Origin of the sequence: Pseudomonas sp. EA_65y_Pfl2_P74, assembly GCF_963970575.1 — a bacterium.
Lineage (GTDB): Bacteria > Pseudomonadota > Gammaproteobacteria > Pseudomonadales > Pseudomonadaceae > Aquipseudomonas > Aquipseudomonas baetica_A.
This window is the reverse complement of record NZ_CAXAOQ010000005.1, coordinates 58,613-76,063: the sequence shown is the minus strand read 5'-3', so window position 1 is coordinate 76,063 and position 17,451 is coordinate 58,613. Positions and strand designations below refer to the sequence as shown.

The window sequence follows — 17,451 nt, the reverse complement described above, 5'->3', positions numbered from 1 at the left end:
GATGTGTGTTGTTCACAAATCTCCTGTGGGAGCGGGCTTGCTCGCGAATGGGGCGACTCGATGGATGAAAGTGGGCGTGGATCTCAGTCCGCCAACATCACCCGCCGATAAAACGTCCACTCCTGCTCCAACGCATGCGCCTGATTGACTGCGCGGCGGAAGCCATGGTGCTCATCGGCGTAGTAATGCGCCTCGACCGCAATGCCGTTGCGCTCCAGCGCCTGGGCCATGTCGCGGGTCTGTTGCGGCACTACGACAGCATCCAGTTCACCCTGGAAGAAAATCACCGGCACGCGGATGTTGCTTGCGTGCAGCAACGGCGTGCGGGCGGCGTAGCGTTCGGCGTCTTGCTCGGGATCGCCGATCAGCCAATCCAGATAATCCCCCTCGAACTTGTGCGTCGCTCTAGCCAACGCCACCGGATCGCTGACCCCATAAAGGCTGGCGCCGGCACGAAACACCTGATGAAACGCCAAGGCACAAAGCGTGGTGTAGCCGCCCGCGCTGCCGCCACGGATGAACGCACGTTCAGCGTCGATCAGCCCTTGTGCGGCGAGATACCCCACCACTGCGCAAGCATCTTCGACATCCACATCGCCCCAGCTCAGATGCAACGCCTGCCGATATTCGCGGCCATAACCGCTGCTGCCGCGATAGTTGAGGTCAGCGACGGCGAAGCCACGTTGCGTCCAGTACTGGATGCGCGGGTCAAGCATCGGGTAGCAGGCCGAGGTTGGGCCGCCATGGATGAACACCACCAGCGGCGGTTTCACTTCACCGCCCATGGCCGGATAAAAGAACCCGTGAGCCTCTCCCGAACCGCTGGGGTAACGCAGGGTTTGTGGACGGCTGATGCGTTCGGCGGGCAACGGTGCGACGCCACCGGCCAGCACTGTTACGTCGTGGGATGCGCGATCAATGGCGATCACCGCCGAAGGGCTGATCGGCGAGGCCGCGATGCAATAGATGAATTGCTGATCCAGTGCCAGATGACGCAAGCGGCTGTAGTCGCCGGTGAAGTCTTCACCGTCGAGCGTCAGACGACCGAAGCCGCCCTCACTCCAACTGCCCAGATACGAGTCGCCAACGGGTAACCAAGTACAGCCACCCAGTTGCCAAGGCGCGGGCGCATGATCGGCTTCGGCGCTTGGCAACGCTTGCAGACCATCGTCTGTTTCGCCCCACGGCTGCCAGAATCCGCCGCGATCAGTCAGACAAAACAAGCGGTTTTCGGTATTGAATCGCGGTTGCTGGATCGACTCCTCAACCCCGTCACCCGCCAGGCAACGTGGTGCTGAAAAGCCCCCGTCAGCCGAGCGCCCAGCCACCATCAACCGAGTCGAAGTCCACGGTTGATGCGGCCGGCTCCACTCGATCCACGCCAAACGCTGGCCATCCGGGCTGATGATCGGCGCGGCATAAAAGTCCGCGCCCTCGGCCAGCACATGACGCGTGCTGTCAGCCAGATCAATCGCGACCAAGCGATGTTGATCGTGGTGTTCTTCCACTGCCAAGACCCGACCCTGGGCAACATGCAGATCGCCGTAGCGACACTCACCCGACGTCAGCGCTTCAGGCTGACCATCCAGCGCCTGTCGATACAACTGCTGATCCGCCTCGCCGACGAAAACCACCCCGTCGGGTGTCAGACAAAACGCGCCACCGCCATATTCGTACACGCGGCTGCGCACGCTGAAACCTTCGGGCGTCAGACATCTCGCCAGGCCATCGCGCCAATGCCAGATCCGGCACGCCGCATCCTCCGGGCGATATTCATTCCAGAACAAACCGTTGCTACCCAGTTGCAGTTCGGCGAAATCCATCCCGGCGGCGACGGCTTGAGCGGCGCTGAAAGGCTCAGCTTTTGGCGATGAGGCGTGAGTTTCGTTCATTGCGAAAGGCCAGTTGTTCGATGGTTTGAGTGGCGTGCTCGGCTTCTTCGCGGGCCTTGAGGATCACACCGTGATGTTCGGATTTGCTGCACACAGGGTCGGCATTGCTCGCGTCACCCGTGAGCATGAACGCCTGGCAGCGACAGCCGCCGAAGTCCTTTTCCTTCTCGTCGCAGGAGCGGCACGGCTCGGGCATCCAGTCGTACCCGCGAAAGCGGTTGAAGCCGAACGAGTCGTACCAGATGTGCTGCATGCTGTGGTCGCGCACGTTGGGAAATTGTACCGGCAGTTGTCGCGCGCCATGACAGGGCAGGGCAGTGCCGTCCGGTGTGACGGTCAGAAAGATGCTGCCCCAGCCATTCATGCAGGCTTTCGGGCGTTCTTCGTAATAGTCCGGGGTGACGAAAATCAGCTTGCACGGATGCCCTTCGGCTTCCAGCTTGGCGCGGTATTCGTTGGTGATACGTTCGGCGCGCACCAGTTGTTCCTGGGTCGGCAGCAGACCGACACGATTGAGCTGTGCCCAGCCGTAGAACTGGCAGGTGGCGAGTTCGACGAAATCCGCTTCGAGCGCAATGCACAGCTCGATGATGCGGTCGATTTTGTCGATGTTGTGCCGATGAGTGACGAAGTTCAGCACCATCGGGTAGCCGTGGGCTTTCACCGCACGGGCCATTTCCAGCTTCTGCGCGAAAGCTTTTTTCGAGCCGGCGAGCAGGTTGTTCACCTGCTCGTCGCTGGCCTGAAAACTGATCTGGATGTGATCGAGGCCAGCCTTCTTGAAGTCGCTGATTTTCTGCTCTGTGAGCCCAATGCCCGAGGTGATCAGGTTGGTGTAGAACCCAAGCTTGCGTGCCTCGCCGATCAGCTCGGCGAGATCCTGGCGCACCAGCGGTTCGCCACCGGAAAAACCCAGTTGCGCCGCACCCATGTCCCGCGCCTCGCGGAACACCTTGATCCACTGCTCGGTGCTCAACTCTTTGCCCTGCTCGGCGAAATCCAGCGGATTGGAGCAGTACGGGCATTGCAGCGGGCAGCGGTAGGTCAGCTCGGCGAGCAGCCACAGCGGCAGGCCGATCTCTGGCTTGGGCGGTACTTGCACCGATGAATCAGGCAAGTTCGATCCAGTGCTGCGCACGGGCAACCTCCATGAATTGCTCGATGTCGTCACCGAGTTCGGGCACGTCGGGGAACTGCTCGTCGAGTTTGGCGATGATCGCCGCGACATCGCGCTCACCGTCGATCAGACCGCCGATTAGCGCAGCGCTGTCGTTGAGTTTGATCATGCCTTCGGGGTACAGCAGCACATGGCCTTTCTGCGCCGGCTCGTACTGGAAACGGTAGCCGGGACGCCAGGTCGGGATCTTGCTGCGATCAAAACTCATAAGGTGATTCCTTTATGCCAGACCCGTTGCTCGGTCACGCTGTGATACGGCGGGCGGTTCAGTTCGTAAGCCATGCTCATGGCATCGAGCATGCTCCAAAGAATGTCCAGTTTGAACTGGAGAATTTCCAGCATGCGCTCCTGGCCCTCGCGGGTCTTGTAGTGCTCAAGGGTGATCGCCAGGCCATGCTCGACATCCCGGCGCGCTTGGCCGAGGCGGGTGCGGAAATATTCGTAACCGGCCGGGTCGATCCACGGGTAATGTTGCGGCCAACTGTCGAGGCGCGATTGGTGGATCTGCGGTGCGAACAGTTCGGTCAGTGAACTGCTGGCGGCCTCCTGCCAACTGGCCCGGCGGGCGAAGTTGACGTAGGCGTCGACGGCGAAACGCACGCCGGGCAACACCAGTTCCTGAGATCGCAGTTGATCCGGATCGAGGCCGACGGCTTGGCCCAAGCGCAACCACGCTTCGATGCCGCCGTCTTCACCGGGGGCGCCGTCGTGGTCGAGCAGGCGCTGAATCCATTCGCGGCGGATTTCGCGATCCGGGCAGTTGGCGAGGATGGCCGCGTCTTTCAGCGGAATATTCACCTGATAGTAGAAGCGGTTGGCAACCCAGCCCTGAATCTGTTCGCGGGTGGCGCGGCCCTGGTACATCGCCACGTGATACGGGTGATGGATGTGGTAGTAGGCGCCTTTGGCGCGCAGGGCCGCTTCGAATTCGGCGGGGGACATCGGTTGGTCGGTCATTGCGGTTCTCCGGGGAACAACCGTTGGGATCCTGGGTGTCTGGTCTGATGCCTTCGCGAGCAAGCCCGCTCCCACGTTGGAATGCAGTCTGCTTGTGGGCGCGGGCGTGCTCGCGAAGAGGCCGGTCGCTACAGCACAATACTCATGCCGTCATACGCCACTTCAACATCACGCCGCGCCAGTTCCGCGCGCTGCGGCGAATCCTCGTCGAGAATCGGGTTGGTGTTGTTGATGTGGATAAGCACCTTGCGTTGCTCGGGAAGCTGTTCCAGCACTTCGAGCATGCCGCCAGGGCCGTTCTGCGCCAGATGGCCCATCTCGCGACCGGTGCGGGTGCCGACGCCACGGCGCTGCATTTCATCGTCGTCCCACATTGTGCCGTCGACCAGCAGGCAATCGCTGCCCGCCATGATCTCGAGCAACGGCGCGTCAACCTTGCCCAGACCCGGGGCATAGAACAGTTTGCCGCCAGTCTTCAGGTCTTCGACGATCAGGCCGATGTTGTCGCCCGGGTGCGGGTCGAAACGATGCGGCGAGTAGGGCGGTGCGGCGCTGCGCAATGGCAGCGGGGTGAAGCGCAGGTTCGGGCACGCGGCGACGGTGAAGCTTTGATCGAGTTCGATGCGGTTCCAGTTCAACCCGCCATTCCAGTGGGTGAGCATTTTGAACAACGGAAAACCCGTGCTCAGGTCTTCGTGAACCATGTCCGTGCACCAGACCTGATGCGGGCAGCCTTCGCGCAGGCTGAGCAGGCCAGTGGTGTGGTCGATCTGGCTGTCCATCAGGATGATCGCGCTGATCCCGGTGTCGCGCAGCGCACGGCCCGGTTGCATCGGAGCGAAGCTCTGCAACTGGGCGCGGATGTCCGGCGAGGCGTTGCACAACACCCAGTTCACGCCGTCATCGGAAATGGCGATGGACGATTGGGTGCGGGCCTTGGCATTCAGGCTGCCGTCGCGAAAGCCTGCACAGTTGACGCAGTTGCAGTTCCACTGCGGAAAACCGCCACCGGCGGCCGAACCCAGAATCTGGACGAACATGAACGCTCCATCATTTCAACGCTGAAAATAAAACGCCTCGGCGAGCCGAGGCGTTGCACTGCAATTCTGACGAGGCAGAACTCAGCGGCTTGCGAAGTACATGGTGACTTCGAAGCCGATACGCAGGTCGGTATAAGCCGGTTTTGTCCAGGACATCAGGTGACTCCTTCATTGAAAGGGCGGGTGGGATAGCGCTATCCATAGGTATAGTCCACGGCAGCGCAGGGACGTTCCAAATAGTTAGGCGGCTATGTTACTCAAAATTTCAGAGGGATTGTCCGTGAATCTTTGAGAAAGCTCCTTGCAGCCTCGGTAATGATCATTTTCCCGCTTGCCAGGGGGCGCCCGGTATTGGGCCGCTGGCGAGGCAGTGCCAGCCGCCTTCGGCAGCGGTCAACCGTTGCGCAGCGGCCAGCAATGTCGTTCGACTCAGTTGGCCGATTGCCGCGACCAGTTGCTCCAGATAATCCGACGGGTGGCCGGCGAGTTTGGCCTGCCAGAGCAGTTCGGCAGCGTCCTTGAAAGGCAGATGGGTGCTGTCGAACTGATCCGCCAGGCGCTGGCGCTGTTGGTCGAGACAGGCCTCGTCGGTGGATTCGATCAATGCGCACATGCCTTCAAGGAATTGCTGAATGTGGCCGAGCAATTCTGTAGTCGTGGCGTTTGGTGATTGCACGCCGAACAGCAACCCAACCTTTCCATGGATTTGCCGCAGTGCACTGAACACGGCGTAACCCAACTGCAACTCGCCCCGCAGGCGTTGATAGAACGGCGTCTGGCAAAGCTGTGCGAGCAAGCGCCATGCGGCTTCGTCGGCGATGTCGCGCCCGGCGGTCGGGCAGAACAGTAACAAGGCGTGTTCGCTGGACGCTGTCTCGATGGGGTGCCACAAATGTTGTGTGGTGAGCGCTGTCGGTGCCGGCAACTGATTGTCCGGTACGCCGGGAATACGGCTCAGGGCCAGGCCCATTGCCGATTGGGTCTGTGGATGAAGGCCCAACGCCAGGCCATCCCAGCGAGAAGTTGTCCACAGGTGTTTGGCGTCATCGCAGGTGTTCGCGGGTTGCAGATAATGCTCCGGGAGTGCCTTGAGCAGTTGGCGGATCGGTATCAACGCCGCTTGCGCCTCACCCGGCAGGGAATCGGTGTCAACTTGCGTCAGACATTTCAGCGCGTGCTCAAGGACGCTGGGCATGGGCTCTTGCAGCCCGGTCAGTTTCAACAGCCATTGATTGCCGCCCATGCTGAGCGATAACTCGACCCCGGCCTGACGCGCATCATCCTGAGTTGCTCGCAGACTGCGCAGCAGCCTCGATTGCAGAGCTGCAGAGGCCGCCGCCTCCAGTTGCCAGCGCAGATAAATCGCCCCGTCATCACCGTTGTCCGGCAAGGCCTGACTCAATTGCATTGGCGAACGTTCGCGACGCCCGCGTGAACGATCCTGAGCAAACGTGCGCAGGCCTCGGTGGGCGCTGGTTTGTCCGCGGATCAGTCCGGCGTTGGCCAGCGGCTCGTTGGCCCGCAGGAAAGGATTGGCGGCGGGCAGGTGCCAGTGGTGACTGAAGTTATCCACCGTGCCCATTTCACGCAGCATTCGTTTCAGCGCGCTCGCGCCCGATTCCGACAAACCGCTTTCGAGTTGCTCGCTATCGAGCCGCGCCAGTGGCAACGCAGCGCTGACTTGTTGTTGACGCGCAAGCACGGCGGCGTATTCCTTGCGCAGCGGCACCCAATCCTGTTGCGCGAAGAAACTCAGCCAGTCGCGCGCGTGTTCGCCAATGGCACCCAGCGATTCGGCGGGTGCATTGAACGCCAGATGCAGCAAGGCCTGCCCGGCAAAGTGATACAGCGGCGCTGCGTGCAGGCCGTCAGCCAGAGCCTGTGCCCGCAAGTACGCCAGCAATCCACCTGGTTTGGCGCTGTTGAGCCAATGGCAGAGAAACGCCATCGCCTCAGCCGACGACTCGGGCAACGCGTCGAACGCAAACAGCAGATTGCAGCGCTGTTCACCGACCTGTTGATAACGGCTCACCGCCAGCGGCAGGCTCACGGCTTGCGCAACGTGATCCCCGGCCGGCAACGTCGCCGCAAACTGCACGGCCAGTGCGCGCAATTGTTCAAGGCTCTGCGGCCCCACCAGGCTCAATGTCATTTGCCCGGTGCGATAAAACCGCTGGTGGAAATCCTTCAACGCCTCTTGAAACGCCGGCTGCTCCACTTGCAGGCTGGCCCGATTCCCCGCATGAAACCCGCGCAAGGGATGCTCGGCTGGCAAACCTTGGTACAACGCAAGATCCTGCTGCGCCGCAGGATCTTGCGACCAAGCGATAAATTCCGCCTGCAGCACTTCCCGTTCCCGCAACTGATCGTCCAGATTCATACGCGGATGGGCGAGCATGTCTGACAGACGCTCAAGCCCGCCGCTGAACGATTGCGTCGGCAACTCAAAGAGAAAGTCAGTCGTACGCTCGTCAGTGCTGGCATTCACCTGCCCGCCGTGACCTTGCACGTAGGCCATCAACCCTTCGCTCGCAGGAAAACGCTCAGTGCCGAGGAACAGCAAATGCTCAAGAAAATGCGCCAGCCCCGGCCACGCCAAGGGCACGTCATGGCTGCCGGCAGCCACCCGTAACGCGGCGGCACTGCGCTTCAAACCGGGCGCATGACGCAGGGTTACGCGCAAGCCGTTGGCCAGGGTTTCGGTGTGGGGGCGGGGGGGAGTCGGCGCAGGCATGGGCACTTCCAGAACAGTGAAGTGCCAATGCTAGCGGATTAGCGCTGGTTCAGCGCGCCGTAAAGCTCGGGGCGGCGATCGCTGAGGTAGTGATTGGCGGCGCGGGAGTCGATCATCAACTGCCGATCCAGTTCGCCGACGATCAAGGCCTCATCCAGACCGGCCTGAGCCCTGCGGCTGCCGTCCGGCGCGGCGATGCTGCTTTGCCCGCAATAGTGAATGTCACCTTCATGGCCGCAGTAGTTGGCGTAAGCCACGTAGCACTGGTTCTCGAAGGCACGCGAGCGGACAGTGACGTCAGCGACGAAATCGAACGGAATCATGTTCGCCGTCGGCACCAGAATCAGTTCGGCGCCTGCCAGGGCCAGACGCCGGGCGTTTTCCGGGAATTCCAGGTCGTAACAGATCAGGAAACCGAGCTTCCAGCCATTGAGTTCAACCACGGGAAACGCGTCTTCGCCCGGACTGAACATCGAGCGATCGAGATCACCGAACAGGTGTGTCTTGCGGTAATTGCACAAGCGTTCGCCTTGGGCGTCGATCATCTGCACAGCGTTGTAGATCTGCCCGTCGGCAGTGCGCTCGGGATAACCGTACACAATCGCAAGGCCGGCAGCCTTGGCGATCCGGCCGATCTGTTGCGCCCATTCACCGTTGTAGACCTCGGCCAATGTACTGACCGCCTCGGCGCCGATGTTGTAGCCAGTCATGAACATCTCCGGCAGCACCAACAGATCGGCGCCTTTGGCCTCCATCGCCAATCGATGCAGGCGTTGCAGGTTGGCGGCGGGGTCCAGTGGCAGCGGTGGACATTGGTAAAGGGCTACACGCATCAGGGATTCCTCTTACTCAGGCAGGGCGATAGGGCCGATATCTTTGAACACATCACCCGGGCCCGGGTTCTCTTTATGTGTAGAACCGCCGAAATGGTTCATGATCCCCCACACCGCGTTGAGCGAAGTCTGCACCGCGCCTTCGACCCAGGCCGGCGTCCACGACACGTCGTCACCGGCGATGAAAATCCCGCGCTGTTCGGCTGGCATGTCGTCCTGCATGAAGTGCGCGTACATGCGCTGGTTGTAGCGATAGTGGCCGGGCAGGGCGCCTTTGAATGCACCGAGGAAATGCGGATCGGCTTCCCACGACACCGTGATCGGATCGCCGATGATCCGCGCGGCGATGTCGACTTTCGGGTAGATCTTTTTCAACGCGTTCAACGCTAGTTCCACACGCTTTTCCACAGGGTGCGGCAGCATCTTCAAGGCGTCGCTCATCCACGAGTACGACAGGCAGATCACGCCCGGTTTGTCGTCGCCGTTATCGAACAGATAGGTACCACGGGTCAGGCGATCGGTGAGGGTCATGCTCATCAGGTCGCGCCCGGTTTGCGGGTCCTTGTCCTTCCAGAACGGCCGATCGACCATCACGAACGTTTTCGACGATTGCATGTAGCGGGTGCGGTCGAGCGCCATCCACATCTTTTGCGAGAACAGGGTTTCGTCGCATTCGATCTGCGTGGTCAGCAGCCAGCTCTGGCAAGTGGTCAGCACGGCGGCGTATTCGCGGGTGTCACCGTTGTTGTCGGTGACGGCGAAACGGCCATCGGGCGCATGGGCAATTTTCTTCACGCCTGAACGTGGCGCGCCACGGTGCAGGGACTTCAGGCTGGTGCCTTCAGGCCAGTGCACGCAGCGCTGTGGCACATGGCGCCAGATACCCTGCGGCACTTGTTCAACGCCGCCGACCACCAAATGTTGGTGATCGTCGCAGTTGGTCATCACCACCCGGAAGATTTCCAGCATCGAATTGGGAAAGTCAGAATCCCAGCCGCCGGTGCCGAAACCAACCTGACCGAACACTTCGCGGTGATGGAACGATAACTTGGCGAACGCCTCGGACGTGGCGACGAAATCGTAGAAGGTGCGGTCATCCCACAGCGGCACCAGAGTGTTCCACAGCTCTTTAAGGCGCGGCACATCACGGTCGCGAATGGCTTGCTGGATATCGGCGAACTGTGATCCCGCCTCCAATGCATCGGCCCAAGCGTCAGCCACTTCCTGAAACAGGGCAGGAAGATCCTTCAGGCTTTGTGCGTAATGGGTTTTGCCTTCCAGGTCGATCACGGTGCTGCCGGAGGCGGGCGTCAACGGGTTGGGGAAGGGCTTGGTTTCGAGGCCGAGTTTGTCGACGTAGTGATAGAACGCAGTGGAGGACACCGGGAAACGCATGCCACCGAGTTCGGCGACGATACCGTCAGTGCCGTTGAACGCTTGCGAGCGCAGGCGGCCGCCCAGCTTCGAGGCCTCGTAAACCACCGGTTTGAGGCCAAGCTTCATCAGCTCATAAGCCGCCACCAGACCTGCGATGCCGGCGCCGACGATCGCCACTTCAGCGCCGTGGTGATGCTCGGGAATGCTGCCCAGGCCGGCCGGGTGTTCGATCCAGTCATCGAAGGCGAACGGAAAGTCCGGACCGAAAATGGTGATTGGCTTTTTACCGTCTGCAGGATGGCGATTGTTCTTGTTCATGGCTGACCTTGCTGGCGACCCGACGCTGGATGCGCGTCTGAGTATAGGAAAAGATGCCAGCCATTCTAGGGAGCCTGGGACACGTTAATAAGACGCAAAGTGTCGTCGTTTTGCCAGTTTATCGATCAAAGTGACGAGCCAGTGCTACACACCGCACTGTGGGAACCAGCCTGCTGGCGATGAGGCTCTCTCAGCCACCCGCGATTAAACCGGCTGTCCCCGATCAATCTTGCTACTCAAGATGATCGACGTGGTGGTCTTCTCAACCCCATCCACACTGCCAATCTGATCCAGCAGTTGATCCAGTTGCTCCGGCGAATCCGTGCGCAACCACGCCACATAATCAAATTCGCCGCTTACCGCACACAACTGCTGCACCTGCGCCATCGCACTCAACCGGCGCAACACCTCTTTACCGGAGCGCGGCTGCACCTTGATCCCGACATACGCCTGCAACCCGCCATCGACCACGCGTTGTCCCAAACGCACACCATAACCGGTGATCACTTTGGCCTTTTCCAGGCGTGCCAGCCTTGAAGTCACGGTGGTGCGCGCAATGCCCAACTGCCGGGCGAGCATGGCGACGCTTTCGCGGGCGTTGATTTGCAGAGCGGCGATCAACTGGCGGTCGATTTCATCAAGCGCGGGTGGGCGGGTGTCGGGCAAGGGGGGCTCCATGGTCGCGGGTCTATGGGTTGCGCATGTTACAGGCTCAACGGGTGAGATATAGACATCACACAAAAACGGAAAAGCCGCGCAGTTGCGGTGCCTATCGAGCGAATATCGACTATTGAGCGTAGCGCTGTGCGAAGTCGGCGATTTTCTGTGTTGCCTGAAAATCAACCAGCTGTAGACCATGTGCCTCAATACTTTGCTTGGCAACTTGCACCGCTCTGCGGTGGCGAGGTGATTCAGTCTCTGCAGGAGTGCTAACGGGTATGAGCACGTTTTGCAGCTGAATTATGCCTTCCTGTTCCGCTCTCACGAATTTCATCAGCCACTGATCGCAGTGATCGAGTATTGCGCTGGGCTCTGACTGATCAAAAGCCAAGGGTTTGATAGCTGCCACGACCTTGTTGCGATGCACCAAGGGGAGATGCAGTTTAGTCAGGTCGCCAGTCAGGGTGTCATCGCGAAAACTACGAATAGATGCTTGCGAAAACAATTCTCGAATCTCTCGAACCATGACCTCTTCGCGCCGCTCGCGGCCTATGCCTTGGCGATCTATGTAGCGGTTGAACAGCGTAGCGAGGGTCGCGTCGAGGTTTTCTACAAGTATTGATCGCATGGGGCTGAAGCGAATCATCGACTCCTTCGGCTCCGTCATGAATCGAAAGTGGTTAACGATCTGCGACTCTTGAGCGCCTGCTGACATGAGGCGAATGCTGTCCAGTTCGTTTTGGGCTATTTCCATCGCCTTGCCGAAAAGGTTGCTGCACTCAAAGAAATGATTGACCCGTTTTAGATTTTTACGAGCGAGTTTGTACTCCATACGGCCAATAGCAGGCGCCGAGAGAACGATGCCCACATTGGCAAACTCTTCGGTTTCCGCAAAAGGCGCGAAGCGCACAATGCTGTAAAGGCAGGTGTATTTCATTTCAGGACGCTCCAGAATTCGTCCGATTGGCAAAGCATCAGGTTGCGTTCGATTTCCTCAAGCAGTGTTTCCAGTCCGAGTGCTCCGATGGACTCACACCACTCCTCGGGAATATCTGAGCATATGTCACGAAACCGTCCAGCAGTGTCATGCATCCGCTGAGCGTATTCAACTTTGTCGACCAGATCCAAACGCCATGCCCGATTTTCGGGGCCAAACACATGGCTTTCAGCAAACCCTGAAGCATCCAGTGGCCATTGGAATGCCTGGTTGTGATCGATCAGCTGTAGCTGATTGTTGGTAGTGCACATCAGCAGATTCGGGCGCCCACCAAATGGTCCCAACTGACGATCACTGTTACCGACCCAGTAATCAAAAACGAAGACGGCTTTTTGAAGGCTGCTCGGAACCAGTAGTGCTTGTGAATACAGCAGGTCAGCCGCATCGGCGATGTAGGCAAGGGCATAACTGTCCCCGGGACCGAGATCACTGCGAGCTTGCGGGTTATAACGCAACAAGGCTGGATCGACATAGATGCAGCCGTGCTCGGGGATCGGCAGGCCGAACTGGGCAGCCAAACGAGCGCAGAGTAGTTCGGCAATGCGTTCGGCGGGCGGCAGTTCCAAGCCTTTGACCACATAGTGCTGGTCATTGTTTGCACGACACAGGAATGGGCGTGTTATCCCTCCTTCCAGTCGACGAATGATCTCCACCGCTTCTACGTAGTTACCGACGGCCATTCATGGCTCCCTCATAAATCTGCTTGGCAGACAATACTGGTCTGCTTCTCGATGCACCATGCCTCCTAATCATTTCCAGGCTACATATCATTGGATATCAGGCTGTAGTGGCATCGACGCCTCGATTCACCGGGGCGCAAATCGAGGAAGGTCGTGCTAAACCTGCGTTTGGTTGCGTGTCGTGAAGCGTTGATGGTTGATGACCTTCACCACATCATCAATCACCGCTTTGCTCATCGCCGCCAGAAAATGAGCGCCCCAGGCATAGCGGTCAGTTTTTTTGTCGTAAGCGGCGTCTTCAGCGAAGGCTTTGACGAGAAACAGCAGGTCGGAGGCTTGAGACAGAGCAACGCCGGTCGGGAGGCCGGCGCTGACGTGGAAAAGGGGTTGATTGGAGCCGTAGATGAAGGGGGTAAGGCCGATGGTTTTCAGGTCAGAAGGCGTGGACGAGTCTTTTTCAGTCAGGGTGATACTCCTAATTTGAAGAGGCACCGCATTCGTTTCCATGCGAATGGGTGACAGCTGCGCGCAGGTTGGAAACCGGAAAATCAGGAAACCGGCACGTCCGAAGACGTCCCGCGCGCAGCCGTCATAAATCTGGATCGCAGACTAAAAATCTTTGCGATCACGAAGGCAGAGCGTTGTTGTCATTAATTTAATCGGGTTTCCAAGCCCGGCCGCTGATGAGCAGCGACGCCTTGAGAGTATCCCGTCAAAGAAAAGCCCAACAGGCGCCAAACCGCCTCAAACCACCGCTTCGGAACTTGCCTACAGCCCTCGGGGAAGTCTTCCGAGCATTGCACTCGTATAGACCAAACCATCGCCCAATAAAAAGCCGCGCATTTAGCGCGGCTTTCAAATGTGGTGGGCCCACACGGACTTGAACCGTGGACCAAAGGATTATGAGTCCTCTGCTCTAACCAACTGAGCTATAGGCCCTCAGTAGGCCGCGGATTATAGCGATGGTTTCTCGGCTGTGCTATCCGAAAAATCCGATACGGCAATACGAAGAAACGTTGCGGCGAATTCTTCGGGCGGCAGGGGAAGGCTGACGATGTAGCCCTGGATCTGTTCGCACCCTTCGGCGGCGAGGAATTTCTGTTGGGCCTGGGTTTCCACGCCTTCGGCGATTACGGTGAATTGCATGCTCCGTCCCAGCGCGATGATGGCGCGCACAATCGCCGCGTCGTGGGGGTCGTCGGGCAGTCCGCGAACGAAAGACTGGTCGATTTTGAGGATGTCCAGCGGCAGGCGTTTGAGGTAACTGAGTGAGGAGTAGCCGGTGCCGAAGTCGTCGATCGCCAGTTGTACACCGAGGTGTTTGAGCTGGTGCAAGACGGCCAGCGCCTCTTCGGCCTGACTCATGATGAAGTTTTCGGTAATTTCCAGTTGCAGTAAGCCTGGCTGCAGGCGGTTGTCCTTGAGCAGTTGTTCAATGCGTCCGAGCAGGTTCGGCTGGCGCAATTGCGCGCCGGCGAGGTTGACCGACAGCGGGCCGAGGCTTTCGTAGAGCTGATTCCACTCAAACATTTGCCGGCAGGCGGTTTCCAGCACCCAGTCGCCGATCTGCAGAATCATTCCGTTCTCTTCGGCCAATGGGATGAAGTGCTCGGGCGGTACGTCGCCGAAGGTCGGATGACGCCAGCGAATCAGTGCTTCGGCGCCCACCAGGCTGTGGTCGTCGAGACTGATTTTCGGTTGGTAATACAGATGCAACTCATCGCGTTCGATGGCCCGGCGCAGTTCGTGTTCCAGCGCCACGCGTTCGCTGGCCTGGGCGGTGAGGTCGCGGGTGTAGCTTTCGACGCGGTTGCGGCCCTTGGCTTTGGAGCGATACATCGCGGCGTCGGCGTTTTTCACCAGGGTGGCCACGTCGCAACCGTCGCGCGGATACATACTGGTGCCGATGCTGGCGCTGATGAAGAACTCGTGTTCGCCGGCCTGGAACGGTGCACCGAAGCAATTGAGCAGTTTGGTGGCGATATTGTCGGCGTCGCTCGCCTGTTGCAGGCCCGGGAGCAGGATGATGAATTCGTCGCCGCCTAGCCGCGCGACGGTGTCGATGTCGCGCACTTGTTCTTTCAACCGAACCGCGATACCCCTGAGCAGCAGGTCACCGACGGGGTGGCCGAGGCTGTCGTTGATGTGTTTGAAGCGGTCGAGGTCCAGGAACAGCACCGCCCCTTGGCTGCCGTTTTCCTGCTGGTTGTTCAGCGCCATCAGCAAGCGGCTTTCGAACAGCGTACGGTTCGGCAGGCCGGTGAGCGGGTCGTGGTGGGCCTGGTAGTCGAGTTTGGCCTGGGCATGCTTGAGGCTGGAGATGTCGGCAAACACCGCAACGAAGTGAGTGATGAATTTGTCGCGGTTACGCACGGCGCTGATGGTCAGCCAGCTCGGATACAGTTCGCCGTTCTTGCGCCGGTTGGAAATCTCGCCCTGCCAGTGACCCTCGTGGGTCAGTTGATGCCACATGGCGGCATAAAACGCGCTGTCGTGCAGGCCCGAGGCGAGCAGGCGAGGGGTGTGGCCGAGCGCCTCGCTTTCGCTATAGCCGGTGATCTCGGTGAAGGCTCGGTTGACCGCGCTGATGTGTTGCTGGGTATCGGTGATCAATACGCCTTCGGCAGTGCTCTCGAACACGGTCGCAGCCTGTTGCAGTTTTTCCTGCATCAGGTGGCGTTCAGTGATGTCGCGGGCGATGGTCAACATGCAGTCTTCTTCGCCGATCGGCAGCGGACGGCTGGACACTTCGCACAGACGGATCTGCCCGTCGCTGCGGCGGATATGGCAGGTGAAGTCGCGGACGAAGCCGTCGCGATGCAGCAGGTCGAGCATCTGCTTGCGTTCGTTGAGGTTGACCCAGATCCCCAGGTCCAGCGCCGAGCGGTCTACCGACATCGCGCTGTTGAAGCCGGTGATGCGGCTGAAACCTTCGTTGACTTCCAGCAGCAAACCGTCGCTCTGGCGTGACAGCAGCAAACCGTCCGGTGAAGCGTGAAAGGCCTTGGCGAATTTCTCCTCCGAGGTTTGCAGTTGCTGTTGGGTTTCCTTGAGCTGAGTGATGTCGCGCACCACCACCACCAGTGCAGGCGTCGTGTCGAGGTCGAACGGCTCGGCGGAGATCAGGCCGGTGAACACCTGGCCGTTGTTGCGCCGGAAGGGCATCTCCAGGTTGCGGATGCTGCCGGCCTGCAAGCGCTGCAACAACCCCGGACCCACGCCGGGAATGCCCCAGATATTCAGGTCGGTGGCCGTCTGGCCGATGACTTCTTCGGCTTTCAGGCCTATCTGCTCCTCGAAGGCTTCGTTGACCTCCAGCAGGCAACCGTCGGATAGCCGCGCAATCACCAGAATGTCCGGACATTGCTGGAAGACCGAGGCGAATTTCTGCTCCGAGAGCCGCAAGGCTTCTTCGGTGCGCTTGGTCTCGCTGATGTCGATCATCAGTCCACGCATCACCGGTTCGTGGCCGTGTTCGATCAGGCTGACGATGTCGCGCACCCACAGACAGCGACCGTCGGCGGTGATAACCCGGTAATCGAGGCTGTGATCGCGTCCTGCCAGCACTTCGTGATCGCAGAAGCTCTGGGCGCGAGTCAGATCCGCCGGATGGATGATGTTGCGCCAGAAGCCGGGGACCAGCCAATGCGCCAGCGGATAACCGAGCAGGTCTTCAGCGTGGGGCGATACATAGCTGTAAGTGAAGTCGCTTATACGCGCCTCCCACGCAATGGCCGAAAGGCTCTCCACCAGGCCGCGATAGTGGTACTCGCTGCTGCGCAGTTCCTGTTCCAGGTCGATACGTCGCGCGATTTCCGAGCTCAGGCGCCGATTGATGCGGATGACGGCGGCCAGAATGATGACCAGCAACAACAGACCGGGAAGGCCGTAAACCAGCAAGTCAGACCAGAACGTTCGGTGATCGAGGACGTTACCGACCCAATGCTCTTGAATGCTGCTGATTTCAGCCGGGGTCATGTCTGCCAGGACTTTGTCCAGAATGCCCACCAGCATTTTGTTCTCGCGCGGCACAGCCATCGCCAGTTGATAGCGATACGGGGTTTCGCCGCTGACATACAAACCGTCGAGCTTGAGTTGACGCAGGCTCCAGACGCTTGAAGCGAGGTCGCCGACCACCGCGTCCACCTCATCGGTCGCCAGTGCCTGCAATGCCGAGCTGACATTGGGCATGGCGACAAGATTCAGGTCCGGGTGGTTGAGGCGAAGCAATTCGTGGGGCGCATAGTTTTTCACTACGGCAATTTTCAGGCCGTAGAGGTCTTCTATCTTGCGCGGTTGCGCGCCGCCGACATGGGACAGAATGACAATCGGGAAGTCGAGGTAAGGGCGGGTGAACGACAGGTAGTTCTGGCGCTCCGGGGTGGACATGATCCCCGGCAGCAGGTCGATCTTGCCGCTTTTGACCTGTTCCAGGACTTGCGTCCAGCTCGAAGGCTCGATAGGTGTGAGCTTGATCGCCAGACGCTGGCGTATGACGTCGATGTAGTCAGCCGCCAAGCCCTGATAGCGTGCCTGGTCATCGCGAAACTCAAAGGGCGGCCACGATGCATCCACACCCAAGTGCAAGTCGGGGTGAGCCGCCAGCCAGCTACGTTCTTCATCGGTCAGAGTCAGCGCGGCAGCCGTTGCGGTCCAGATCATCAGTGACAGCAAAAAAAGCACGGACGCCAGTCTGGGCATAACGCTCTCGTTATGGCTCAAGGGTGATTGTTTCGAGTGTAGACGGGGTATGCGGGGGGAGGGGGGAGCGAGGACTTTAATCTTC

The 17,451-nt window shown here is 59.6% G+C and carries 14 protein-coding genes and 1 tRNA gene; all 15 read right to left on the bottom strand.

What is annotated here, in order from left to right; all coding sequences use genetic code 11:
* Positions 1 to 83: 83 nt before the first annotated feature.
* Complete coding sequence (locus tag AACY18_RS05170; protein ID WP_339464445.1) at positions 84 to 1,892, bottom strand: alpha/beta hydrolase family protein; 1,809 nt, start codon at positions 1,890 to 1,892, stop codon at positions 84 to 86.
* The gene (gene pqqE, locus AACY18_RS05165; protein ID WP_445261949.1) at positions 1,858 to 2,994 is read right to left on the bottom strand and encodes a pyrroloquinoline quinone biosynthesis protein PqqE; all 1,137 of its coding nucleotides are present in this window, start codon (positions 2,992 to 2,994) and stop codon (positions 1,858 to 1,860) included. The genes AACY18_RS05170 and pqqE overlap by 35 nt, the downstream gene beginning before the upstream one ends.
* A 7-nt stretch (positions 2,995 to 3,001) precedes the next feature.
* A complete protein-coding gene (gene pqqD / locus AACY18_RS05160) occupies positions 3,002 to 3,277 on the bottom strand; it encodes a pyrroloquinoline quinone biosynthesis peptide chaperone PqqD (protein WP_339464443.1) in 276 nt (91 codons plus the stop codon).
* Complete coding sequence (gene pqqC, locus AACY18_RS05155) at positions 3,274 to 4,026, bottom strand: pyrroloquinoline-quinone synthase PqqC (RefSeq protein WP_100846463.1); 753 nt, start codon at positions 4,024 to 4,026, stop codon at positions 3,274 to 3,276. Before pqqC ends, pqqD begins: the two co-directional genes overlap by 4 nt.
* A 128-nt stretch (positions 4,027 to 4,154) precedes the next feature.
* Positions 4,155 to 5,066 (bottom strand): pyrroloquinoline quinone biosynthesis protein PqqB, encoded by a 912-nt coding sequence (gene pqqB / locus AACY18_RS05150; protein ID WP_339430224.1) that lies wholly within the window; start codon positions 5,064 to 5,066, stop codon positions 4,155 to 4,157.
* Positions 5,067 to 5,147: 81 nt separating this feature from the next.
* Positions 5,148 to 5,222: a pyrroloquinoline quinone precursor peptide PqqA gene (gene pqqA / locus AACY18_RS05145; RefSeq protein ID WP_003422658.1), complete on the bottom strand. Its 75-nt coding sequence runs from the start codon at positions 5,220 to 5,222 to the stop codon at positions 5,148 to 5,150.
* Between the two features lie 163 nt (positions 5,223 to 5,385).
* Entirely contained in the window at positions 5,386 to 7,800 is a 2,415-nt protein-coding gene (gene pqqF, locus AACY18_RS05140; protein ID WP_339464442.1) for a pyrroloquinoline quinone biosynthesis protein PqqF, read from the bottom strand.
* A gap of 38 nt (positions 7,801 to 7,838) precedes the next feature.
* Positions 7,839 to 8,633: a carbon-nitrogen hydrolase family protein gene (locus tag AACY18_RS05135; protein ID WP_339430222.1), complete on the bottom strand. Its 795-nt coding sequence runs from the start codon at positions 8,631 to 8,633 to the stop codon at positions 7,839 to 7,841.
* 12 nt (positions 8,634 to 8,645) lie between these two features.
* Positions 8,646 to 10,328, bottom strand: a complete 1,683-nt coding sequence (locus tag AACY18_RS05130) for a flavin monoamine oxidase family protein (RefSeq protein ID WP_339464440.1) — start codon at positions 10,326 to 10,328, stop codon at positions 8,646 to 8,648.
* A gap of 204 nt (positions 10,329 to 10,532) precedes the next feature.
* The gene (locus AACY18_RS05125) at positions 10,533 to 10,994 is read right to left on the bottom strand and encodes an Lrp/AsnC family transcriptional regulator (RefSeq protein WP_007966501.1); all 462 of its coding nucleotides are present in this window, start codon (positions 10,992 to 10,994) and stop codon (positions 10,533 to 10,535) included.
* 121 nt (positions 10,995 to 11,115) lie between these two features.
* Positions 11,116 to 11,925, bottom strand: a complete 810-nt coding sequence (locus tag AACY18_RS05120) for a DUF3037 domain-containing protein (RefSeq protein WP_339430220.1) — start codon at positions 11,923 to 11,925, stop codon at positions 11,116 to 11,118.
* The gene (locus AACY18_RS05115; RefSeq protein WP_339430219.1) at positions 11,922 to 12,665 is read right to left on the bottom strand and encodes a HipA family kinase; all 744 of its coding nucleotides are present in this window, start codon (positions 12,663 to 12,665) and stop codon (positions 11,922 to 11,924) included. Before AACY18_RS05115 ends, AACY18_RS05120 begins: the two co-directional genes overlap by 4 nt.
* A gap of 156 nt (positions 12,666 to 12,821) precedes the next feature.
* Complete coding sequence (locus tag AACY18_RS05110) at positions 12,822 to 13,130, bottom strand: DUF3077 domain-containing protein (RefSeq protein WP_339464502.1); 309 nt, start codon at positions 13,128 to 13,130, stop codon at positions 12,822 to 12,824.
* A gap of 397 nt (positions 13,131 to 13,527) precedes the next feature.
* A tRNA-Ile gene (locus AACY18_RS05105) sits at positions 13,528 to 13,604 on the bottom strand.
* 15 nt (positions 13,605 to 13,619) lie between these two features.
* Entirely contained in the window at positions 13,620 to 17,366 is a 3,747-nt protein-coding gene (locus AACY18_RS05100; protein ID WP_339433293.1) for a bifunctional diguanylate cyclase/phosphodiesterase, read from the bottom strand.
* Positions 17,367 to 17,451: the final 85 nt, after the last annotated feature.